The sequence below is a fragment of the Shewanella sp. KCT genome (assembly GCF_007636505.1).
In the GTDB taxonomy this organism is placed as follows: domain Bacteria; phylum Pseudomonadota; class Gammaproteobacteria; order Enterobacterales; family Shewanellaceae; genus Shewanella; species Shewanella halotolerans.
This window is the reverse complement of record NZ_LVDJ01000004.1, coordinates 276,898-299,485: the sequence shown is the minus strand read 5'-3', so window position 1 is coordinate 299,485 and position 22,588 is coordinate 276,898. Positions and strand designations below refer to the sequence as shown.

The window sequence follows — 22,588 nt, the reverse complement described above, 5'->3', positions numbered from 1 at the left end:
CTTAGGACGTTTATGGTGACCTTGCCGAGCAAGCCGCCACCTTTGTTGAATTTCCTTCCCAATTTGATCGAATATTTTCGGCAGGATTATCTTTTCGAATTATCCTTTCATGATGCCAAAACAACATGCCTGCCGAATTCGACACGCCAAAATAGCATACCATCAAAAAAGCACCATGTGATACAGATCACAGTTACCCATTTACATGACATTGCCATCACGCAATCAGACATAAATAAGCTACTGTATTAACGTAACTAACATGGTGTTTACCACCAAAAAATTAACATTCGGCAAATTTAATGACTTTGCAAAAATAAGATATTGAACACATTTTTGTAATAAAATTACAAATATAGTGCCTCACATGAGCTTTGATTAACTTATTGCTTACTATAAATGGGGTTATTTATGTCACAACAGCAAGAGATCACCGCACTAAAGAAATTTGTAAGAGCGACCAACTTCTTGGCCACCTCGCAAATCTACCTTAAGCAGAACGTACTGCACAAGCGTCCGCTAGAACATAGCGACATCAAACCCAGACTGCTAGGGCACTGGGGTACTTGTCCAGGTATCAACTTCGTCTACGCAAACGTCAACCGTCTCATCAAGAAAACCAACCGTCCTTTCCTCTACCTTGTCGGCCCAGGCCATGGCTTCCCAGCCGTACAAGCTAACCTGTTTATGGAAGGATCTTTGAGTCATTTCTACCCAGAGACGATTCCATACAACGAGACAGGTATCGAAGATATCTGTAAGAAATTTTCAGCCGCCTATGGCTACCCTTCTCACGCTAACCCAGAAGCACCGGGGCAGATCCTCGAAGGTGGTGAGCTAGGCTACTCACTCTCAGTTGCCTGGGGTGCCGTGCTGGATAACCCTAACCTAATCGCTACCGTACTTATCGGTGACGGTGAATCAGAAACCGGCCCACTGGCAGCCTCTTGGTATGCTAACCGTCTGGTATCTCCAGCCAACAACGGTGCCGTACTGCCAATCGTTCACATCAACGGCTACAAGATCTCTGGCCCAACCCGTATGGGACGCATGAGCCACGAAGAACTTGAGCTTGAATTCAAAGGCCTTGGCTACCACCCAATCATTGTCGACAGCGACCTTGAAGAAGATGTCTACGTACAGATGACCAAGGCGATGGATGAGTCCTATGCCATGATCGACGCCATTCAGACCAAGGCACGTAGCGGCGAAGATGTCGTTAAGCCTCGCTGGCCAGTGATTCTGATGCGCACCGCAAAAGGTTGGACAGGCGTTGCCGAAGACAATGGTAAGAAGCTAGAAGGCAACTGTGAATCTCACCAAGTTATCGTTAACAAGTGTGCGAAAGACAAACAACACCTTGAAGCCTTAGATCAATGGCTTGCCAGCTACAAGTTCAACGAACTCTATAGCATCAACGAGCAAAACCAGATCGTGTTTGACAAAGATATTCAGTCTTTGCTCCCACCAAAAGAACTTTGCTGTGGTCGTCAACACCTGAGCTACGGCGGCGAAGTGGTACGTTCACTGAACAATCCTAAGCTGGAAGACCTGGCCTACGGTGCAGAAACACCTCGAGGCCAACGTGGTTACTCTATGCTGAAGATGGGTCAATGGATGCGTGATGCATTCAAGCTCAACAGAGACCAGCGCAACCTGCGTATCTTCAGCCCTGACGAAACCTACTCTAACCAGCTGCAAGCTGTGTTTGAAGAGACAGATCGTGCATGGCAGTGGCCTATCGAAAGCTGGGACGAAGATATGTCTCGCGACGGTCGCGTACTCGAGCTACTATCTGAAAACCTGCTGTTTGGTATGCTACACGGCTACACAGTAACGGGCCGTCACGGCATGTTCCCAACTTATGAGTCATTCTCACAGGTGGTCTCCTCTATGGCCGACCAATACTGTAAGTATGTCTATGCAAGCCAAGGCGTACACTTCCGTAAGCCGGTTCCCGCTTGTAACGTCGTGCTCTCTTCACTGCTCGAGCGCCAAGACCACAACGGTTATTCTCACCAGAACCCTTCTTTCCTGGGGGCTATGCTTGAGAAACACCCAGAGATCATCTCGGCTTATCTGCCAGCAGATGCTAACTCTACCCTGGTCTACACAGAACGTGCCTTTGCCGATCGCGATAAGCTCAACATCATCGCCGCCGGTAAGAAAGAGTTGCCACAATGGTTAACTTTGGACGAAGCCCGTCAACAGGCTAAAGATGGTGTCATGGTGTGGGATTTCGCCTCAGATGAAAACCCAGACGTGGTACTGGCAGGCTGTGGTGACTATGTCACCCAAGAATGTATGGCCTCTCTGGTCATACTGCGTGAGCTGCTGCCAAGAGTGCGCGTACGCTTCGTCAGCGTAACCGAGCTAACCAGCAGCGGTCTGGGTAGCCGTAAGTTCCAAAGCAAGCCTTGGATGATGGATGAGATCTTCACCGCCGATAAGGGTGTGGTCTTCAACTACCACGGTTATCCAAATACCATCAAGAAACTGGTATTCGATTACAAGGGTAGCCACAGATTCCGCATCAAGGGCTATGAAGAGGAAGGTTCAACCACTACGCCATTCGATATGGGTGTGCGTAACGGTACTTCTCGCTACCACCTGGTTATCGATATGGCTTACAAGCTATTCCAACAAGGTGTGATCGACGAGACACAACACGTCGCCATCACCACTGACATGCTACAGCGTCTGGTTGACCACCGTAACTACATCAAGGCAAACGGTGTCGACCCAGAAAACATCGAAAACTGGATCTGGACACGTTAAGAATAGATTAACGCTACGTTAATTATTCTACTAGAAAAAAGGCGATTCCTAGCGGAAACGCCTTTTTTATTATCAAGTGACCAATGATCCTAAAAAAAATGCCTGTTAATCATGGCAATTTCTATATTCACGTAAGATAATACAAAGGCTAGCGATAATACCAAAGGAATCCCCCCACAAAGTGCTGGCATGTTTTTACAGGATAAAAACAGCATGGGGGAAGATAGTAAAACAAAGGAATTGGAAAATGATGAACAATACATTGAAAGCTATTCTGCTTACATCAATGCTCCCATTTGCAGCCAATGCAGCACAAGAACTCACCCCTTGGTACGTCGGTGGCGGTTTAGGCGTTAACAACTACGAGCCTAACTGCGATCAGAAGACCATGAAACAGTGTGGTGAAGACGATCCTTATGCTTGGGATGTATTTGGTGGTTACCTCTTTAACGACTATTTCGGTGTAGAACTAGGTTATCGTGACCTGGGCCGCGCCGAGTGGGTCGACTATGCCAACAAACTTAACGACGTCGGTGCTCGCGGTATGACACTCGGCCTGGTAGGTTTCTGGCCATTTGCCGACCGTTGGAGCCTGTCTGCCGAAGCGGGGGCAATGAACTACCTACTGTCGAACAACAAACAGTGGGGTAGCGAGTACTACAGCGACAGCGGTGTTGCACCATACTTTGGCGCAGGTATCGGCTACAACTTCACCGACAACCTCAAGCTGCAAGCCAAGTATCGTCGCTATGAGAATCTCGACGAAGACAAGTGGAACACACTTGATATGGAAAGCAATTACTGGGGTCTTGAACTGAGCTACCGTTTCGGTCGCGCAGCACCAGCCGCTGTGGCAGCACCTGTAGTTGTTGCACCAAAAGATTCAGACAACGACGGTGTGACAGACGACAAAGACCAATGTGCCAACACGCCAAGCAACCACAAGGTTGATGCCAATGGTTGTACGGTTTATCGCGAAGTCACCGAAAAGCATGAACTGGGTTCAATTCGCTTTGCCAACAACTCAGCCGAGGTGAACTCTGCGTCTTACGGTCAAATCGAAAAGTTGGCCAACTACATGAACCAAAACCCACGTGCAACCGTGTTAATCGGTGGTCACGCCTCTAACGTAGGTAACCCAGACTACAACATGGATCTGTCTGAGCGTCGTGCCAATGCCGTTGCCGAATTGCTGGTTAGCAAATACGGTATCAGCCAAGATCGCGTCAGCGCAAAAGGTTACGGTATCACTCAGCCTCTGATTGAGGGCCGTAGCGCCGAAGCCAACAAGGCTAACCGTCGCATCGAAGCCCACGTCACTGGCGTGCGTAAAGAGCCGGTTCTAAAGTAAGTCTTTACGATTAACTTAATGATCGACCTCACTAAAAATCGCTGCTTAGGCAGCGATTTTTTTTCCTGTCATAATTTAATGGTTATACTCTAAGTCCGTTTAGCACAAGCGTCGGTCAACTGAACGGCAACGGCTAAAATGCCTTTTACTGATATTTAGCAACTTTTCTGTAATTTTTTTTCATTCACGGTTGGAAATATCGGCAAAATCGCGTCTAATAGCCGTTAGTAAACCACACACTTAAGCTGCTTCTTAAGAAGGATGTAATTTTCATGGCTAATACACTAGAGCAATTCAAATCTATCACTACCATAGTTGCCGATACCGGTGACATCGAAGCCATCAAGCGTTATCAACCACAAGACGCCACCACCAACCCCTCTCTTATCCTGAAAGCAGCCCAAATTCCTGAATACAAGCACCTGATTGCCAATGCCATCGAATGGGCCAAGGCGCAGAGTGACGATCTGGCTCAGCAGGTCGAAGATGCCGGTGACAAGCTGGCGGTCAACATCGGCCTGGAGATCCTAAAGATTGTTCCTGGCCGCATCTCGACCGAGGTGGACGCTCGTCTTTCGTTCGACAAGGCTGGTTCTATCGAGAAGGCGCATAAATTGATCAAGCTCTATGAAGAGGCTGGCATAGACAAGTCTCGTATCCTGATCAAACTCGCCTCGACCTGGGAAGGGATCTGCGCCGCCAAAGAGCTTGAAAAGGAAGGCATCAACTGTAACCTGACGCTACTCTTCTGTTTTGCCCAGGCCAGAGCCTGTGCCGAAGCCGGCGTTTACCTGATCTCGCCTTTCGTCGGCCGTATTCTCGATTGGTACAAGAAAGACACTGGCCTAGAGTACAGCGCCGCAGAAGATCCAGGCGTTGTCTCAGTCACCAACATCTACAACTACTACAAGCGTCACGGCTACAAGACGGTTGTGATGGGCGCCAGCTTCCGTAACACGGGAGAGATCATCGAACTGGCAGGCTGTGACCGTCTAACTATCGGCCCTGCGCTGCTTGAAGAGATGGCCAACAGCGACACACCAGTCGTGCAAAAACTACAGGCGGCCAGTGAAGTGGTCGCTCCTGGTGCGGCGCTGAGCGAAGCCGAATTCCGTTGGGAGTTCAACCAAGATGCTATGGCGGTAGAGAAGCTGGCCGAAGGTATCCGCAACTTTGCCATCGATCAAGGCAAACTTGAAACCATGTTAAAAGCAGAACTCGAAGCCTAAGGGAATAGACGCCATGACTAAGCTTACTCAGCAAGACGCATGGGCCCAGCTCGAGGCACAAGCCGCGAAGCTGCCCCACATGCGCGAGCTATTTGAGGCCGATCCACAGCGCTTTGACAAGATGTCACTGTCCGCCTGCGGCCTGCTGCTGGATTACTCCAAGAACCGAGCCGATGAGCAGACGCTTGAACAGTTGTTTAAACTGGCCAAATCTGCCGGTCTAAGCGATAAGATCCGCGCCATGTTCGATGGCGAGATCATCAACAACACCGAAAAACGCGCCGTGCTGCACACAGCCCTCAGAGCCGAAGCCGACGAGGTCATTCTGGTCGATGGCCAGAATATCGTTCCCGAGGTAAAGCAGACTCAAGCCAAAATGGCCAAGTTCGTCGAGGCTGTCACCTCCGGCGAGTGGAAAGGCTACACGGGTAAGGCGATCACAGATATCGTTAGCATCGGAATTGGTGGCTCCTTCCTGGGACCTAAAATAGTTACTCAGGCCCTGAGACCATACTGGAATCCGGCGCTCAAGTGTCACTTCGTCGCCAACGTCGATGCCACCTCTCTGTGTGAGAAGCTGCGTCTGGTCGATCCGGAAACCACCCTTTTCGTGATGTCGTCTAAGTCTTTTGGCACCCAAGAGACGCTGACCAACACCCTGAGTGCCAAGGCCTGGTTCCTGGAAAATGGCGGCACCCAAGCGGATATCGCCAAGCACTTTGTAGCCGTTACCTCAAACGTGGCCAAGGCGACCGAATTCGGTATGGATGCGGACAACATCTTCCCTATGTGGGATTGGGTGGGCGGTCGTTATTCACTCTGGTCGGCCATAGGTCTGCCTATCGCCCTGTTGATCGGCATGGACAACTTCTACCAGCTGCTGGCTGGCGCCAAGTCGATGGACAAGCATTTTGTTGAGGCGCCGCTCGAACAGAATATGCCGGTGATCATGGGGCTGTTTTCCCTGCTCTATGGCAACTTCTACCAGGCACAATCCCATGTGGTATTGACCTATGATCATTACCTCAGAGGCCTGCCGGCTTACTTCCAGCAACTGGACATGGAGAGTAACGGTAAATCTGTCACCCTCAATGGCGACAGCGTCGACCATGCAACCGGCCCTGTTATCTGGGGCGGCGAAGGCACCAATGGTCAACACGCCTACCATCAGTTACTGCACCAAGGCACGGCACTGATCCCGGCAGACTTTATTCTGCCACTGCAGAGCCATAACCCGCTCGGCGAACATCATGTGCAGCTGGCCTCCAACTGTTTTGGCCAGACTCAGGCGCTGATGCAAGGCAGAACCTTCGATGAGGCACTCGCCGAACTCGACGGCAGCTCACTGAGCCAAGAAGAGAAAGCATTGATCGCTAAGCACAAGGTGATGGAAGGCAATAAGCCAAGCAACACCCTGCTGATGGACAAGCTGACACCGGAAACTCTGGGTGCCTTGATCGCCCTGTACGAGCATAGAACCTTCGTTCAAGGCGCGTTATGGGACATCAACTCCTTCGACCAATGGGGCGTCGAACTGGGTAAGACCCTAGGCAACGATGTGCTCGCACGTCTGCAAAGCGATGAAGAGGCTAAGGCGCTGGATGCCTCCAGCAACGCCCTCATCAATCTCTTTAGACGCGGCCACCTCTAAGCCTGCAACCTTAGCCGATAAAAAAGCCAGTTTTCACTGGCTTTTTTGTTATCTGCAGTAATATCCACCAGCAAACCTGCGCGACTTCCTATCCTACGGGCAAAAAACCGCCTGTTGCGCCATAAATGATTCACCCAGACTTAACATTATTGAAACATTTTTCTTGCACCATAAATTGGAAGTGTGATATTTAATTGTTGAGAAAAAATACAACAACAGGAGGTTGCCATGAATCGCTTAGATTATGGTAGTGCGCTAGATGATACCGTCATTGAAAGACCCAACAGTCGTTCGCGAAGCTCCAATAAGAAGCGAAAATGGCGAGAGATAGAGGCTATCAAAGAGAAACAGCGTTTGATTAAAGAGCTTCAGGATATCGACAGCAGTTTCGAATACGACTTAGATAACCTTCTGATGTAAATAGATACAAAAATAGCGCCTTAGGCGCTATTTTTGTATCTATAAGTTGTTAGTTGTTAGCTGTTAGTCATCGGCCTTGGCCAGATACTCTTTTAACTCTTCAAAGAGTAGGTTGTCGTCATCGCTAAATAAAGGGTCGCAGATCAGCTTCTCCTGGCATCTGTCTGCCACTTCCTGCCACTGGGCCTCTGTCATCCCCGCCTCCCAGATGGGGAACAACTTACCCTCTTCATACATCATGTGATTGCGCTGCGCCTCGACATACTCCTTCAGGGCCTGACTCAAGGTTTCATTCTGTACCGGGACGTCACTTAAGATAAGGTTTAGGGTAGACATCAGACTGGTTGAGCTTTCGATAAGGTTATGGTGCTCTTCCCCCAATTGCTTCTCCAAGGCCTCTTCGGGATGGGTCTGAATATAAAATTCGTTGATCAGATCCTCGAGCGGGTGATGACTATGCTCGGCATAGCTCTGCATATATTCGACGATATCTCGGATCAGATTAAAGTTGACGGCCTCGCCATGTTGCAGCCGCTGCTGCTTATTTTTAAGAATATTTAACAGTATCGCGATATGTTTATGGTCATTATGAAGTCTCGCTAACATCGTCACCTCCAACCTTCTAGACGCCTTTAGTTACTATAGTAAATTGTTGAACTTTTACTCACACTAATATGTAAGCCGTCATGATGACGTGACTCAGATCAAGAAAAACGAACATAAAATAATCACTTAAGATACGCTTCCCCCGAGCACATCCATCACCTTGCCCAGCGCAGATTGCAGACGGGTAAAGGCCTCGGAGGCCGATTTCACCTCCTTCAGGTTACGCTCGATAAGCGCCGTAAAATAATCTTCCTGCTCTATAGTCATGTCTAGCACATGGAAGCTGCCACGGATCTCTGTGGTCATGTTAATGAGCGCCGCACTAAATTTCTCATCATGCTCTAGGGTCGCAACGTTGATATCGCCGATAAGCGATTCGATGTCGAGAAACACCTGTGTCAGCGTCTGCTGGCGACTGATATCCAGGACGCGTGCCTCCAGCCCTTCGACTACCACGGCGATGATATCCCTCAGCCTGCCGTAGAGAACCTCATCGTTTATCGGCATATTCTTGATCAAGAAGGAAACATGCTTGTCGTTGCAGATGGTGCGGCAGCCAAAATCATACAGGCGACCATGTTTGTCCAATAGCTCGAGAATGTTCGACTCGATGGGGCTGATGGCCGCATGCCTGGGAGCAAAATACTCCACGTTTTCCCCACGTATCTCCAGGCAGGTGTTGAGATTGAGCTGCTGCATCAGATCAAAAAAGGCATCCGCCAGAGTCTGATGATCGTTACAGAGAAAACATTGACGGAAGAACTGCAGCACACAACCATACTGTGACGACTCAGTCATCGACTGAAAGGCCATATTGCGTGAGACAGACTCCGCCTGGATCAGCTCCCGCTGCTTCATCACATAGTGGGCGACGCTGTGCACCTTGGCCAGCAACTCCTTGAGCTCAAACGGCTTGGCGATGAAATCCACCGCATTCACCTCATAGGCCTTGAGCCGCTCCTCCAGGGTATTCATCCCAGAAACAAACAGCACGGCCACCTCTTGGTTGCTGGCCTGTAGCTCACGGCAGAGGGTAATGCCATCGGTATCGGGCAGGTTGATATCCATCAGCAGCAGATCCGGCTTCTGGGTTTGCAGGGCGGCGCGAAAATCCGCCGCGCCATAGAAGGGGCTCACCTTGAACTCATCTTGCAACATCTCGACGATCAACTCGCAGTAATCCCTGTCATCGTCTACAACCCAAATCTCCATGTTGTTCATCGCAATTCTCCTTGTACAAACTCAATCCCTATCTCTTCTAGGCCGCGTACGAAGGCGCGGATATCGAAGGGTTTCTGCAGCACCTGAAACGGCAGATCTTCCCGACTGCTGATGCCGACATCGCCGACATAGCCTGAGATCAGCAGCACAGGAATCGTTCGGTGCACGCTCAGGTCGGTCACCAGCTCATAACCGTTAATGCCCCCCGGCATCAAGAGATCTGAGATGATGAGGTCTATGTTATCTATGCCATCCTTAAACTGCTCCTTGACCAGCAGAGGATCCGTATAGGCCAGCACCTCCATCCCCATCATCTGACAGTAATCGCACAGCACCTCGAGCAGATCCGGCTCATCATCGACGATAAGCACCTTGATGGGGCGCGCCACCTTGGGATACTCAAGCGGACTGTGCTGGCGCTCAATCTGCCGCTCGATCGGCTTGATGGCCGGAAACCAGAGACGGATCTCAGTGCCATCAGCCCCCGTATGCATGATGCTCATATAACCGTTGGAGCGTTTGACGAAACCATACACCATGGAGAGCCCGAGCCCGGTACCCTTGCTTTTGTCTTTGGTGGTAAAAAATGGCTCAAAGATCTTATCCAGCAGCTTATCTGGGATCCCTCCGCCCTGATCGATCACCGACACCCAGACATAATCCCGGTTATCTGTGCTGACGGTATTGCCCACCCCGGGAAGGTAGCCAGACAGATACTGCTCGCCGGTCACTATGGTAATCTGTCCCTCCCCATGCATGGCATCTTTGGCATTCAGCACCAGATTGATCAAGGCATCCTCAAGGTCGCCGCGATCGACACAGATATCCCGCATCGATGGCTGAGGCTGAATGTTGAGGCTCACCTGGGTGGTCAAGGATTTCTCCAGCAGCTCCTCCAGGCTCTGTAGCACCTCGTTGACCTGCACCGGCTGGGCACTGAATTGTTCCTGCCGGGAAAACTGCAACAGGCGCCGCGTCAGGTCGGTGCCCCGCTGACAAGCCTTGAGCGCCGTAGCCAGATAGCGGGCGATAGAATCATCCTTACCCTTAAGCTCCATCAGCTCCAGATTGCCTTTGAGCACACCTAAGATGTTGTTGAAATCGTGGGCCACGCCCCCTACCAGCTGGCCCATGGCCTGCATTTTCTGGGTGCGGGCCATGGTATTTTGCATCAGCTTCTGCTCTGTGATGTCCCTGCCCACCAGGGTAAACAGGCTGCCATCTTCATACTGTTCGTTGAGGGCAATTAGATGGGTATGCAGGATCACCTTCTCCCCGGTGGCGGTGGAGCAGACCAGCTCGCCGGTAAACTCAAGGCGCAGCTCAATCGCCTCCAGCAGTTCCAGCGCCTTATCGTCCTGATCGCCGAAGAAGAGCTCGATCGACTTGCCAATAAGCTGACTGCGCGGATATTGGCTGATGGCGGTCGCCGCCGCATTGGCATACATGATCACCGGTGCCATCCCCTTCTGACGCGACGCAACTACTATCATATCTTCGCTATTACTGACGATAGACTGGTACATCTGGGTGTCGATAGACTTGATGATCTGCGCATTACGGCTCTGCTGCCAATCCTGGCTCTGCTGCAGCAACATGCCGCTGATGCTGTCGGCAATGAAGGTCTGATAGGAGGTGAGAAACGACAGCCAGCCCTTGCCCGGGCGATAGAAAAAGATATTGACGTCGAGCCCCTCTATGGGCCAAACCACGAAGCGTTGCCACAGGTGCGCCCCCCGCTGGCCATCCAGCAACGGCCAATCCTTCACCTGTCGCCACAGGGTGATATAACGCATGGAATCCCGACACCAGCAGGTCACATCGGCCGGCATCTCGTCGCTGGCCAGCAGACGACGGGAGAGAATCATCACAGATTCGGCGCCGCTGCTATCGGCCAGAATACGACACAGAGGCAAGAGCACATCGTCACCGCGAATAAACTGTCCCTGTAACTTCCCCAACTGGGCGATCAAGGCCGGGCCAAAGTCCATAAATTCAGATTGAGAGAGATCCTTAAACACGCTAGAGTCCATTCCACTATTGAAAAATGAAGAAGTCGGGCGAAATGCCTTTCATTGAGCATAGTCCAGCTTAGGAAAATCGCTCAAAATACCGATAAAATTTATAAACTTGTTTAAAGTTAGTGAGGAAAAATGCCAGACACTCATTGGGTCGGTGCCCATGTTAGCGCCGCCGGTGGTATCGCCAACGCGCCGCTGAACGCAGAGAAGATAGGTGCCAATGCCTTTGCCCTGTTCACCAAGAATCAGAGACGCTGGCAGGCGGCGCCGCTCTGCCCTTCGCAGATTGACGCCTTCAAGGCCAACTGCGAACAGGCCAATATTTGCCCCGATGCCATTCTGCCCCATGACAGCTACCTGATTAATCTTGGCCATCCAGATGAGGAGCAGCTAGCGCGCTCGCGAGAGGCCTTTCTCGACGAGATGCAGCGCTGCGAACAGATGGGGTTGACCCTGCTCAACTTTCATCCCGGTAGTCACCTCAACAAGATAGGCATAGACGAGTGCCTGGCCCGCATCAGCGAATCGATCAACCTAGCACTGGATAAGACGCAAGGCGTCAGCGCCATCATAGAAAACACCGCAGGCCAGGGCTCAAACCTGGGCCATAGCTTCGAGCAGCTGGCGCAGATCATCGACAAGGTAGAAGATAAGAGCCGAGTCGGTGTCTGTATCGACACCTGCCACATGTTTGCCGCCGGCTACGATTTAACCACTCTCGAGGCCTGTGAAGAGAGCTTCGGCCAATTTGATGCCATAGTGGGCAACCATTATCTTAAGGCAATGCACCTCAACGACAGCAAGACACCGCTGAACAGCCGGGTCGACAGGCACCACTCCCTCGGCGCCGGTTATATAGGTATGGACGCCTTTAGCTATATCATGAAACACCCGGCGACCAGGCAGATCCCCCTCATATTAGAGACGATAGAACCTGAGATCTGGCAGCAAGAGATCAACTGGCTACGTAGCCAGACACGCTAAAGCAGGCACTTGTAAACCACAGCAATCACCCTGACCTGATTATCCCTGTCGAAGTGATCTTCCTGTAGCCAGACGATATGAGTGCCCTGCAGGGCCTCACCTTGCTGCTTGGCATTATCCTGCGCCGCCCTTAGCGGCGCCTCCCCTCTGCCTATCCCAGTCACCATGGCGAAGCTATCGCAATGGGTCACCTCGAAATCATAGGCCTCATTGATTCGAGAATAGAGCTGTGGCTCATTTGAGGCGCAGGCGGTCAGTAAACAAAGGCCAGGTAAAATCACTCTAAGATGCAACACGTAACGGCTCTGTCAAATAATGGCTAATGAAAAAGGCCTGTAAGATAAGTGATTTAGCAGAGCTTGGTTGTGATAATCATCACGCCGGTCTCAAGGTCATTGATACATTTGGCAACCTAGGTAATTGGCGCGATTCGATGCAAACGCCTTGCTGATAATGCTAATAAAATACGGCGCAGAGGTTAGCAGCAGCCCCATCTAAACAACTGAATTGAAACAACTGGATTGTAACAACTGGATTGACAGAGCCTAATTGAACTAAAAAGCTGTGCAAAAAGATAAAGCAGACAGAAGCGGGCAGAAAAAAGCCAAGGCACTATCGCCTTGGCTGTTAAGCATAAATAACCAGGTAGAAGCTAAGCCAAGGTCTCAAACAGGTGAGCCTTGAGGCGGGCAAAATCGGCAGGCAGTTCGGCAGACAGGATAGGCTTATCCTTCACCGCTTGCAGCTCTGGCGGCAGCTCCAGTTCGATAGCCAGCGCCTGCTCCACCACCTCTTTAAACTTGGCAGGGTGGGCCGTACCGAGGAAGATCCCCTGCTCATCGGCCGACATGGTTAACGACAGCGCCTTAGCCGCAATCGCTGCGTGAGGCTCAGATAGATAACCGCCGCGATAGAGCTCATCCAGCGCCTCCACCGTATCTTGCTCGGAGAGACCGACGCCCACCAGTTCGCTCAGCGGCCAGTTCATCACCTCCATGATGGTCTCAACCCTGGGCCAGTTGCTCGGCTCGGCCACATCCATGGCATTAGAGAGGGTCGCGACGGTTGCCTTAGGCGACCACTGACCATCGGCCAGATAGCGCGGCACAGTATCGTTACTGTTGGTGGCCGCCACGAAACGCTTCACCGGCAGTCCCATCGCCTTGGCAAATAAGCCCGCCGTGAGGTTGCCGAAATTACCGCTGGGCACGGCGATCACAGGCTCGCCTTGGTTAACCAGTTTAAACTGGGCAACCGCCTCGAAGTAGTAGCAGATCTGCGCCAGTAAACGGCTGATGTTGATAGAGTTGGCCGAGTTAAGATGCAGGCCATCACGCACATCGCTGTCTTCGAAGGCTGCCTTAACCATATCCTGACAGGCATCGAAATCACTCTCCACCGCCACCGTATGAATATTATCGCCCAAGGTGGTAAACATCTTCTCCTGTAGCAGGCTGATCTTGCCCTTTGGATAGAGCACCACCACCTGTACCTTATCCAGCCCGTAGAAGGCATCGGCAACGGCGGCGCCGGTATCACCCGAGGTGGCAGTCAATATGGTGAGTTTATCTTCCTGGGCCAGGCTATTGAGGCACTGAGCCATGAAGCGGGCGCCGAAGTCTTTAAATGCCAGGGTAGGGCCATGAAATAGCTCCAGACAGAAACGTCTGTCATCGGCCTTGGTCAGCGGCAGCTCAAAGTTAAAGGCGCGGTCCACCAGACCATCTACCATCTCCTGGCCCAGCTCGTCGGCCAACCAGGCACCTAAGATCGCCTTAGAACGCTCGACGAAGTCCATCGCCAACAGCGCATCGACATTATCTAACTTGGGGATAGAGACAGGAAAAAACAGGCCACGATCTTTCCCCAGGCCCAGCTTGACCGCCTGAGTGAAACTAACCTTCTGTGAGGGGTGCTTTAAGTTATAGAGTTCCATCTTGATCCGCCTATTAATCTAAAATTGCTGCATCTACACGGCGCGTGCCGAGCATATCGATTTGACATATATGGGAAAAACCCGCGCCGGAGGTAACATAGTTTGCATCCAGCCAGGCCTTGGCCTTGTTAGCCGTCTCCAGGTTATCTGTCACGGAGAACAGCGTGGGGCCACTGCCCGAGATCCCCGTGGTGGCCATGCCAAGCTCATCTAAGGCCGCGTGCGCCTGCTCATAGCCGGGAATTTCCGATGCGCGGTAAGGTTCGGCCAGCACATCTTTTAATACCTCTATGGCCAGCTTGGCATCCTGACAGTAGCTGGCGTGTACGAATGCGCTCAGGTAGCGGCCAAAATCGATCGCCACCGACTTATCATACTGAGCCGGCAGCAATGCCCGCATCTTAGCGGTCGACAGGGAGATCCCAGGATAAGCCACAACCCAATACCAGTCTTTAAACACGGGCAGGCCCTGACACACGGCGCTAGGGGTATCCAGCATCAACTGCATGCCGCCAAGGTAACAGGGCGCCACATTATCATAGTGGACCGAGCCGCTGATCTTGCCCTCAAACTCCCCCATCAGTCTCAGTAAGGCGTCGCTATCATAGGGACGATCGAAATGCTCGTTCAGGGCGTACAGGGCGGCGACCACAGAGCTGGCGCTGGAGCCAAGGCCGCTCCCCACCGGCAGGTTTTTCTCTAAGGTCATGGCAACGCCGGCGCGGCTACCTAGCTGCTCAAGAAAGAAGGTCGCGCATTGGTAGACGATATTCTCTTCGCTGGCCGCCGGTAACTTGTCGGCCCAATGACCGGTCAGGGCAAGCGATACCCCATGGGGCGCCGATTCAATGGCGACCCGATCGCCGAGCAGGCTGCCATCTATCGGCTCCAAAGCGGCGCCCAACAGATCGAAGCCGACTCCGACGTTACCCATAGAGGCCGGCGCGTAAACCGTTAAACTCATACGCCCATCTCCCGTGTCCAGTTAAGGGTTCTCAGCAGGTCGGCAAAGACACCCGCCGCCGTCACCTCTGTGCCCGCACCGTAGCCACGCAGCACGAATGGGATCGGCTGATAGTAACGGCTATAGAAGGCCAACGCGTTCTCACCGCCCTTGACGCTGTAGAGGGGATCCATCGCATCCACCTCGGCGATCTTCACCCGGCAGCCCTCTTCGTCTATTTGTCCCACATAACGCAGCACCTTACCCGCCGCCTTGGCGCTATTTACGCGCTGGGCAAGTTCGCCATCAAGTGCGCTCAGGTTCGCCATAAAGGTCTCGACATCGCCAGAGGCGTCGAAATGGCTCGGCAACACAGACTCCACCTGAATGTCACTCAGCTCTATCTGCATCCCCACCTCACGGGCAAGAATCAGCACCTTTCGGGCCACATCCATGCCGCTTAGATCGTCTCTTGGGTCAGGCTCGGTAAAGCATTTCTCACGGGCGATACCTGTCGCCTCCGACAGACTCATCCCCTCATCGAGCATACCGAAGATGTAGGAGAGTGAACCCGAGAGAATGCCGTTGAATTTCTGCAGCTTATCACCGGCGAACAACAGCTTCTTCAGGTTGTCGATAACCGGCAGGCCTGCACCAACCGTGGTTTCATAGAGGAACTGGCGACGCTGATGCAAAGCTGTCTGTCTCAGGGCGCGGTAGTAGTCATAGTCACGGGTGTTGGCCTTCTTGTTAGGAGTCACCACATGCAGGCCGGCATTCATTACCGCAACATATTGATCAGATACCGCTTCGTTAGAGGTACAATCCACCAGCACAGGATTTAGTAGCTGCTGGTCTTTGGCCCAGGCGAGCATCTTATCCAGGTCGCAGCCTTGCTGGCTGTCGGCCAGGAGTCCCTGCCAATGATTGAGATCTATCCCCTTGGCATCGAGCAGCATATGACGAGAGTTAGCCACGCCACAGACACGCACCGTAATGTGCTGGGCCTTCAACATCTCTGCCTGCTGCTTGATCTGCTCGAGCAGGCCGGCACCTACATTACCGCAGCCCACCAGGAAGACATCCAGATAGTGCTGCACATCGAAGAAACTCTGATGACAGGCGGCGATGGCATGCTTGGTCTTACGCAGCTCGATAACCGCCGAGATGGAGCGCTCTGAGGAGCCTTGGGCGATAGCCACTATGTTGACATTGGCCTGGGCTAATGCCTGGAAGAATTTACCGGCGACTCCCTTGTGAGTGCGCATGCCGTCACCGATCAGTGAGACGATGGCCAGATTGTGGCGCATGGCGATCTGCTCGAGGATCTCGCTCTTAAGCTCCAACTCAAACTCCTGCTCCAGCGCCAGACGCACCCGCTCGGCATCCTGGGTCGCCACACAGAAGCTGATGCTGTATTCCGAAGAGCTTTGAGTGATGAGGGAGACTGATACCCCGGAGCGGGAGATGGCGCCCAGGGTACGGCTTGCCATGCCCACCATGCCCTTCATGCCGGGACCGGCGATATCAAACATGGTCTGCTCGTCGAGATTAGAGATAGCCTTAACGTTCAGCCCTGTCTCGTCCACTTGATTCGACACTAAGGTGCCGGGCGCCTGAGGGTTGAAGCTGTTACGTATATAGCAAGGGATATGGTACTGGGCGATAGGGGCGATAGTCTTAGGATGTAGCACCTTGGCGCCGAAATAAGACAGCTCCATCGCCTCTTGATAACTGAGCTGAGTCAAAAGCTTGGCATCGGCGACGACGCGTGGGTCAGTGTTATAGACCCCATCCACGTCGGTCCAGATCTCGCAGCAGCTGGCATCGATACAGGCCGACAGCACCGCCGCCGAATAGTCTGAGCCGTTACGGCCCAGGGTGACCACACGACCATCCTTATCGCCGGCAGTAAAGCCTGGCATCACCCACACCTGATGGGCATCGAGAGAAAGCTCGGCAAAACGCTGCTTGCTGGCAGCGATATCGACAACCGACTCCAGCGCCGGCCCGTGTGCCACAAACAGCTGTTGTGGCACCAGCTGATTGGCCGACACGCCCGCGGCCAACATCAACTGCTCCATCAGCGCCGCAGAGAGGCGCTCGCCACCGACCACGATCTCGGCGCGAACGGAGTCGGGGCACTCACCCAGCAAGACCACGCCTTGCAGCTTGTCTTGCCAGTGCTTGAGCTGCGCCGCCAGAACAGCTTCTAGGCTATCGGACTGCTCGCCGCTCAGTACCTCACTGGCCGCCTGGCCATAGAGGGTCTTAAAGACCTCATGCACCTGACTCAAGACGGGAGAGAAATCATCTCCGGCCACCGCCAGGTCGACCATCTCCAGCAAACCGTTGGTCACGGTTGCCGGAGCGCTTAACACCACAGCCGTCGGCTGCTCTGCGGCCGAAGCCAAGACGATTTGCGCCGCACTATTAAACCTCTGCCAGTTGGCCAGCGAGGTACCACCGAACTTCATTACCTTCATCTTCTCTCCTTAGTACCGCGCCCCAGAAACAAAAAAACCCGCTCCTTGATGGGGAGCGGGCTTAGTCATTTCAAATCATTTCTTTCGAGTATGCTTAGCCGGCCCCCACGCTGGTAATCGTGGTGGTTGTAATAGTGGTGGTTACTACAAGATTAAGGCTAAACATTTAAATTCTTTTCGTCGTATCAAAACATATTCGTTGAAGTCTCTACAGAATTGCCTTTTTTGCCCCAAGGTGTCAACCCCTGAAATGAAACTTTATAAAAATACACTTTGGGCACAAGGCAAACCACAAGCCTTAAAATCAAATGACAAGAGATAGATTTCCAGTCATCTAAGGGTGACTTAGACTGAGTCACCCTATCAAAAGCACCTCATCTCACTAACAACTAAAGCATTATTAAACAGCAAGATAGAAACATAAAAGCAATCTAGCCCAGGATAAAACCTACCTTTAACACAACTAATTCGCCTACCGAAATGAGAGGCCCAAAACCCACTGTTACCCCATAAATTTAACCACCAGCAAAGCAAAATATTTTCCCACAAATAATGAATAACAAATCAAAATGAAATTATTAAACCTGCCCACCTTCTCCCAGGGCCTAAGCGAATGAAAAAAAATTTACCGATTTTCCCTCAAGAAGCTGCGCTAGGTCATCGCCAAGGCCAACAAAGCGAGCTAAAATGCCGCCACATTCTGAATTGGAGGCGATATGATAATCACCCAACACAAAGCTGTTAGCATCCATTACCGCTTAACGAACCAGCAAGGTGAGTTGATCGAGAGTTCATTTGAAGGTGAGCCAATGCTTTACCTTCACGGTGCAGAAAACATGATCCCAGGCCTTGAGCAGGCGCTCGAAGGCAAAAGTGTTGGCGACAAGCTCGACGTTACCGTAGAAGCCGAGCAGGCTTACGGTCCTTACCACGATGGTTTACGCCAAGATGTCCCATTAGCAGCCTTCGGCGATATCGAAGATATCGTGCCAGGCATGCGTTTTATCGCCGAAACAGAGATGGGCCAACGTCCGGTACAAGTCACCGAAGTGAAAGACGATGTGGTCGTAGTTGACGGTAACCACCCACTCGCGGGTCAAACCCTTAACTTCACCGTTGAAGTACTGTCAGTACGCGACGCTAGCGCCGAAGAGATCGCCCATGGCCATATCCATGCGGCCGGCGGCTGTGGTAGCCACGAGCATAGCCATGAAGGTGGTTGCTGTGGCGGCGAAGGTCATGGTCACCATGGCGGTTGCTGTAGCGAAGATCCTGAGAAGCCAGCCAAAGAAGGTTGTGACGGCAACGGCGGTTGCGGCTGCCAGCACTAAGCTCTAAAGGCATTAGTTACTAGAGATATTAGTAACTAGAGGCATTAGACACTAGTTACTCAATCTAAAGCCTTAATTTGACGCTGGGGCGTCAATCTCAGGTAGGATTCTGAATAGAGTCGGCCACCTTTTACTAGGTGATGCCGACTCTTTTATTTTATGCTTCAAGACAAAATCAGCTCGCTGCGTATTAACGATAAGGATATCGACATGATAGCTCAGCCCGTCTATGAAAAACTCCCGACCATCTACCTGCTCATCGCAACAAGTACCATACTGCTGAGTCCGGCGCCCCTTCCCGTGCTCTTAGGCGTGATCATCTTCCTGCTCGGCGCGCGTATCTTCAACATGCGCTCTCAGAACCGGCGGAGCGACAATCCCAAGCGTCGCAGGCGCGGACTCTTGCCTGAAGCCCTCTACAACTTGCTGCCCTATGCATACCTGCTAGGCGCCCTGTTTGTCTTTCGCCATGGCGACTCGAATTATCTGATGTTTGCCGGCGCAGGATTAACCTGTTTCGCACTGTTTCGTCTGGCGCAGCGCCGCAGCTATCGTCAGCACCAACGCCCAGTGCCTATTCGGGTGATCTAGTTAGAAAGCTTCCGGTTAGAGCTGCTAGTTAACAGACTGAGTCGTGTAAAAGCTTGCCGTTAGAGAATGAGCGCCTTGATGCGATCGCGCTGCTCTACTGGCATATGTTTGAGGTAATTGGAACAACGTGTGATGGTGGCAATACTGATCTCGAACTCGGCGGCAATCTGTCGCTGGCTCATCTCTCCCAGTAATAAAGCCTGAAACACCTTCAGCCGCCCGGCAATGGCGCTGCGTTCCTCTTCGGTGAGCAGCAAGTCGAACAGATCCATCAAGGCGTCAGTGTCTTGATGATTGACCACTTTCTCTAAAACCAGATCCCAATTTGCGCGCACTTTGGCTCCAAAACTGTCATTGCCTACCAGTACAAGCAAGTGTACCAAGAAACCTGTCACGCTGGCTATCATGGCCATCGATGCGATTAGTCAGGCGTCTAAGGGTTAGACACATTCGGACACATTTTGGCCGGGCTTTTAGAGAAAAATCTATAGTATCTGATAGTTAATTAAGATTAGAATGTTTGCGTTAGATCACATAAAACCACAAAGTAGTGAGAATGATTGCCATGAAAAAACAGTTTAAATTAAGCCTGCTAGCCTTAGCCGGCAGTGCCTTACTGGCCTCAGCGGTACAAGCCAATAACTTCAAAGAGACAGACGATGCGATTCACTATCGTCAATCTGCTTTTGGCCTGATCGCTCACAACTTTGGCGACATGGGCGCCATGCTTAAGGGCAAGAAGCCGTTCGACGCCGAAGTCTTTGCCATGCGTGCACAAAACGTTGCCGCACTGAGCAAGCTACCTGCCGAAGGTTTCGTTGCCGGTTCTGACAAGGGCCACACAGATGCGCTAGCAAAAATCTGGAGCGACAAGGCCGATTTCGACGCTAAGATGAGCGCTTTCCAAGACAATGCCGCTAAACTCGCCGTTGCCGCACAATCAAGCGATCAAAATGCTATCAAGCAAGCCTTTATGAATACCGGCAAGAGCTGTAAGGGTTGCCACGACGTCTACAAGAAAGACTAATTCAACACGACTATTGCAGACGACTAATCAGACGACTAGCAAGAGCACTCGTTAGACGAATAAAAAGGGAGCTGTTAAGCTCCCTTTTTTATCCTTTGCTTCAGCGCGGCCAATCACGCTTCAATTTACTACCGCTTCAACCTAACAAGGATAAGACCTAATAACACTAAGACTTAACAAGGCTAAGACCTAATAACGCTAAAGCATGGCCGCGATTGGCCAAATCAGATAGTTCACCACCAGGCCCGCTAACACGCCGACCAGGGTCAGGGCCATCAGGCCTGAGCTAAACTTAAACTCGGTGACACTCTCACGGCTGACACTCTTATAGCCGGTGATCATGGCGCCCACCAACTTGTCGCCTTTTATGCCGTGCCAGATAACTGCAAGAATATGCAAAACCGCCAGCAACAGGAGTAAATTGAAATTTTGCTTATGCAGCCAGGTCAGAGTCCCGGCCAGCTCGCTGCTCACATAACTGTATAGCGGCCCTTCGGTAAAGATTTCGTCTGTGGCAAACAGGCCTGTGGTGAGCTGAGCAACCAACACCAAGATCATCGCCACCACCATATAACCGCCGAGCGGATTATGGCCTATGCTACGACCCTGGGGCTGTTTGACATAGGCCAGCACCTGAGTCGGCGACTTAACGAAATGACTAAAGCGCGAGGTCTCGCTACCCACTATGCCCCAGAGAATACGAAAACCAATCAAGATCAATAGGCCATAGGCAAATACCTGATGCCATTGCATCTCCCCCACCTCGGCGCTCAACCATAGACCACCGAGCAGCGCTATCATGGACCAATGAAACAGGCGCGTAGGCAGATCCCATACCTTAATTTTTACCTGGCCAGACTGAGGGTTTTCTACTGAGGACATCTTATAACTCATCGCTTTAGAAAATAATGAAATTGATGATATTTGAAGCGATAGGGAGAGGCAAATAGATTTATGTAAGCAGTGTTATCCAGTCAAATATGCAGCCTAAAATAGAGAAATACAAGCCATTCCTAATGTTTATTTTGCAATTTTGTCTAAGGGCTCAAATAACCAACGAACGGAAAATAATGGCAGCAAAAAGTTGATCTAGATCACGTTTTATGGGGGCTAAATTGGTAATCTGAAGTCAAGGAAACAACGAAAGGTTCGACATATGATAAAGATTACAAGTAAAGATTTCGAAGTCACCACTCCTATCCGTGAACGTATCGAGAGCCGTTTAGAAAAACTAAGTAGACACGATGTACAGCTCATAAATCCACATGTAATCATAGGTCAAGAGAAGCAAGGGTTTAAGATAGAAGCTTCAGTCGGTATACCAAGCAACACCTTATTTGCTCAGGCGAAAGACAAAGATCTCTATGCAGCAATCAATGCAATGGGTCAGAAATTGGAGAAACAGCTCAATCGCCTCAGCCACAAACCGGAAGGAGCTCGCTACACAGCTCCAGCGACAAGCCCAACGCCAGAAAGCGCCGAATTAGACGACGAGTATGAGGAGACAATAGATAAGGAATACGCGGCGTAACAGATTTAACGGTAAGTGGCGAAACATCGCCTCAGGCATAGACCGAGGAACGAACGCTAACGAACTGGCACAAAAGCCACTTACCCAAACTTGGTGGATAGTTAAATCGCCACCTAAATAAAAGGTACAGCGACAGGCAAAAGACGAGGACGGACATTCAAACCAGCCACAGGCCTTCAGTAAGAAGCCGTGGAACTCAGCTAACGAACTAGCTATGTTGTCCGCCCTTGTTATACTTACTATTAAGTGCCGTCTCTGATGTCACATGCAAGCCAACACAGGAGTAAGAGGTCACATTAGCCAAACGCAAGACGTTAATCTTTCACGTTTGATTTATTGTAGGCGACTCACACAACCTAAGGCTTAAGATGAGCCCAAATAGGAACCAGGCATAGCGCCAAACAAGTCGTCCCCGAGAGCCATAGGGTAGCCGCTGAGATAGTCTCAGGTAATTGCACCCTAAGTAGTGAGAAAGGAGCGCA

General features: G+C 51.4%; 19 protein-coding genes. 10 read left to right on the top strand and 9 right to left on the bottom strand.

Features of this window, described 5'->3' with window-relative positions; translation table 11 throughout:
* The first annotated feature begins 411 nt into the window (after positions 1-411).
* The 5 genes from AYI87_RS08335 to AYI87_RS08315 all read left to right on the top strand — a co-directional run bounded on the left by AYI87_RS08335 (position 412) and on the right by AYI87_RS08315 (position 7,429).
* Positions 412-2,778, top strand: coding sequence for a phosphoketolase family protein (locus AYI87_RS08335; protein WP_144201162.1), 2,367 nt, complete (start codon positions 412-414; stop codon positions 2,776-2,778).
* A gap of 247 nt (positions 2,779-3,025) precedes the next feature.
* Positions 3,026-4,129, top strand: coding sequence for an OmpA family protein (locus AYI87_RS08330; RefSeq protein ID WP_144201160.1), 1,104 nt, complete (start codon positions 3,026-3,028; stop codon positions 4,127-4,129).
* Positions 4,130-4,401: 272 nt separating this feature from the next.
* Complete coding sequence (gene tal / locus AYI87_RS08325) at positions 4,402-5,358, top strand: transaldolase (RefSeq protein WP_144201158.1); 957 nt, start codon at positions 4,402-4,404, stop codon at positions 5,356-5,358.
* Between the two features lie 13 nt (positions 5,359-5,371).
* Positions 5,372-7,009, top strand: coding sequence for a glucose-6-phosphate isomerase (gene pgi / locus AYI87_RS08320; protein ID WP_144201156.1), 1,638 nt, complete (start codon positions 5,372-5,374; stop codon positions 7,007-7,009).
* 228 nt (positions 7,010-7,237) lie between these two features.
* Entirely contained in the window at positions 7,238-7,429 is a 192-nt protein-coding gene (locus AYI87_RS08315) for a DUF3545 family protein (protein WP_011864891.1), read from the top strand.
* 63 nt (positions 7,430-7,492) lie between these two features.
* Here the strand turns inward: AYI87_RS08315 and AYI87_RS08310 are convergent, their stop codons facing one another.
* The 3 genes from AYI87_RS08310 to AYI87_RS08300 all read right to left on the bottom strand — a co-directional run bounded on the left by AYI87_RS08310 (position 7,493) and on the right by AYI87_RS08300 (position 11,277).
* Positions 7,493-8,035, bottom strand: coding sequence for a hemerythrin domain-containing protein (locus AYI87_RS08310; RefSeq protein ID WP_011864890.1), 543 nt, complete (start codon positions 8,033-8,035; stop codon positions 7,493-7,495).
* Between the two features lie 126 nt (positions 8,036-8,161).
* The gene (locus tag AYI87_RS08305; RefSeq protein ID WP_144201154.1) at positions 8,162-9,256 is read right to left on the bottom strand and encodes a response regulator transcription factor; all 1,095 of its coding nucleotides are present in this window, start codon (positions 9,254-9,256) and stop codon (positions 8,162-8,164) included.
* A complete protein-coding gene (locus AYI87_RS08300; protein ID WP_260865105.1) occupies positions 9,253-11,277 on the bottom strand; it encodes an ATP-binding protein in 2,025 nt (674 codons plus the stop codon). Before AYI87_RS08300 ends, AYI87_RS08305 begins: the two co-directional genes overlap by 4 nt.
* Positions 11,278-11,409: 132 nt before the next feature.
* Here AYI87_RS08300 and nfo point away from each other — a divergent pair, with 132 nt between their 5' ends.
* Positions 11,410-12,261 (top strand): deoxyribonuclease IV, encoded by an 852-nt coding sequence (nfo, locus tag AYI87_RS08295; protein ID WP_144201150.1) that lies wholly within the window; start codon positions 11,410-11,412, stop codon positions 12,259-12,261.
* Here nfo and AYI87_RS08290 read toward each other — a convergent pair.
* The 4 genes from AYI87_RS08290 to thrA form a co-directional block, all read right to left on the bottom strand.
* Positions 12,258-12,554 carry a hypothetical protein gene (locus AYI87_RS08290; protein WP_011864886.1) on the bottom strand — a complete coding sequence of 99 codons (297 nt, stop codon included), beginning with the start codon at positions 12,552-12,554 and terminating at the stop codon, positions 12,258-12,260. The genes nfo and AYI87_RS08290 overlap by 4 nt on opposite strands.
* Positions 12,555-12,913: 359 nt before the next feature.
* Positions 12,914-14,197, bottom strand: a complete 1,284-nt coding sequence (thrC, locus tag AYI87_RS08285) for a threonine synthase (protein ID WP_144201148.1) — start codon at positions 14,195-14,197, stop codon at positions 12,914-12,916.
* A gap of 13 nt (positions 14,198-14,210) precedes the next feature.
* Positions 14,211-15,161 carry a homoserine kinase gene (gene thrB / locus AYI87_RS08280; protein WP_144201146.1) on the bottom strand — a complete coding sequence of 317 codons (951 nt, stop codon included), beginning with the start codon at positions 15,159-15,161 and terminating at the stop codon, positions 14,211-14,213.
* Entirely contained in the window at positions 15,158-17,626 is a 2,469-nt protein-coding gene (gene thrA, locus AYI87_RS08275; RefSeq protein ID WP_144201144.1) for a bifunctional aspartate kinase/homoserine dehydrogenase I, read from the bottom strand. The genes thrB and thrA overlap by 4 nt, the downstream gene beginning before the upstream one ends.
* Positions 17,627-18,342: 716 nt before the next feature.
* On the opposite strand from thrA, the gene slyD reads away from it, so the two are divergent.
* Together slyD and AYI87_RS08265 are read left to right on the top strand one after the other, a co-directional pair.
* Entirely contained in the window at positions 18,343-18,957 is a 615-nt protein-coding gene (gene slyD, locus AYI87_RS08270) for a peptidylprolyl isomerase (RefSeq protein WP_144201142.1), read from the top strand.
* 159 nt (positions 18,958-19,116) lie between these two features.
* Entirely contained in the window at positions 19,117-19,548 is a 432-nt protein-coding gene (locus AYI87_RS08265) for a hypothetical protein (RefSeq protein WP_144201140.1), read from the top strand.
* Positions 19,549-19,607: 59 nt separating this feature from the next.
* On the opposite strand, the gene trpR is transcribed toward AYI87_RS08265, so the two are convergent.
* Positions 19,608-19,883, bottom strand: coding sequence for a trp operon repressor (gene trpR, locus AYI87_RS08260; RefSeq protein ID WP_144201138.1), 276 nt, complete (start codon positions 19,881-19,883; stop codon positions 19,608-19,610).
* Positions 19,884-20,113: 230 nt separating this feature from the next.
* Between trpR and AYI87_RS08255 the strand changes: the two genes are divergently transcribed.
* Positions 20,114-20,575 (top strand): c-type cytochrome, encoded by a 462-nt coding sequence (locus AYI87_RS08255; protein ID WP_144201136.1) that lies wholly within the window; start codon positions 20,114-20,116, stop codon positions 20,573-20,575.
* 198 nt (positions 20,576-20,773) lie between these two features.
* Here the strand turns inward: AYI87_RS08255 and AYI87_RS08250 are convergent, their stop codons facing one another.
* Positions 20,774-21,457, bottom strand: coding sequence for a cytochrome b/b6 domain-containing protein (locus AYI87_RS08250; RefSeq protein ID WP_260865104.1), 684 nt, complete (start codon positions 21,455-21,457; stop codon positions 20,774-20,776).
* Positions 21,458-21,731: 274 nt separating this feature from the next.
* On the opposite strand from AYI87_RS08250, the gene hpf reads away from it, so the two are divergent.
* Positions 21,732-22,106 (top strand): ribosome hibernation-promoting factor, HPF/YfiA family, encoded by a 375-nt coding sequence (gene hpf / locus AYI87_RS08245; protein ID WP_144201132.1) that lies wholly within the window; start codon positions 21,732-21,734, stop codon positions 22,104-22,106.
* The last annotated feature ends 482 nt before the right edge of the window (positions 22,107-22,588 follow it).

Coding starts and splice junctions, on each gene's coding strand:
- AYI87_RS08310 (WP_011864890.1), bottom strand. CDS start 8,035: ATGTTAGCGAGACTTCATAATGACCATAAACATATCGCGATACTGTTA.
- pgi (WP_144201156.1), top strand. CDS start 5,372: ATGACTAAGCTTACTCAGCAAGACGCATGGGCCCAGCTCGAGGCACAA.
- thrA (WP_144201144.1), bottom strand. CDS start 17,626: ATGAAGGTAATGAAGTTCGGTGGTACCTCGCTGGCCAACTGGCAGAGG.
- hpf (WP_144201132.1), top strand. CDS start 21,732: ATGATAAAGATTACAAGTAAAGATTTCGAAGTCACCACTCCTATCCGT.
- AYI87_RS08255 (WP_144201136.1), top strand. CDS start 20,114: ATGAAAAAACAGTTTAAATTAAGCCTGCTAGCCTTAGCCGGCAGTGCC.
- thrB (WP_144201146.1), bottom strand. CDS start 15,161: ATGAGTTTAACGGTTTACGCGCCGGCCTCTATGGGTAACGTCGGAGTC.
- AYI87_RS08335 (WP_144201162.1), top strand. CDS start 412: ATGTCACAACAGCAAGAGATCACCGCACTAAAGAAATTTGTAAGAGCG.
- nfo (WP_144201150.1), top strand. CDS start 11,410: ATGCCAGACACTCATTGGGTCGGTGCCCATGTTAGCGCCGCCGGTGGT.
- AYI87_RS08315 (WP_011864891.1), top strand. CDS start 7,238: ATGAATCGCTTAGATTATGGTAGTGCGCTAGATGATACCGTCATTGAA.
- AYI87_RS08250 (WP_260865104.1), bottom strand. CDS start 21,457: ATGTCCTCAGTAGAAAACCCTCAGTCTGGCCAGGTAAAAATTAAGGTA.
- thrC (WP_144201148.1), bottom strand. CDS start 14,197: ATGGAACTCTATAACTTAAAGCACCCCTCACAGAAGGTTAGTTTCACT.
- AYI87_RS08305 (WP_144201154.1), bottom strand. CDS start 9,256: ATGAACAACATGGAGATTTGGGTTGTAGACGATGACAGGGATTACTGC.
- slyD (WP_144201142.1), top strand. CDS start 18,343: ATGATAATCACCCAACACAAAGCTGTTAGCATCCATTACCGCTTAACG.
- tal (WP_144201158.1), top strand. CDS start 4,402: ATGGCTAATACACTAGAGCAATTCAAATCTATCACTACCATAGTTGCC.
- AYI87_RS08265 (WP_144201140.1), top strand. CDS start 19,117: ATGCTTCAAGACAAAATCAGCTCGCTGCGTATTAACGATAAGGATATC.
- AYI87_RS08330 (WP_144201160.1), top strand. CDS start 3,026: ATGATGAACAATACATTGAAAGCTATTCTGCTTACATCAATGCTCCCA.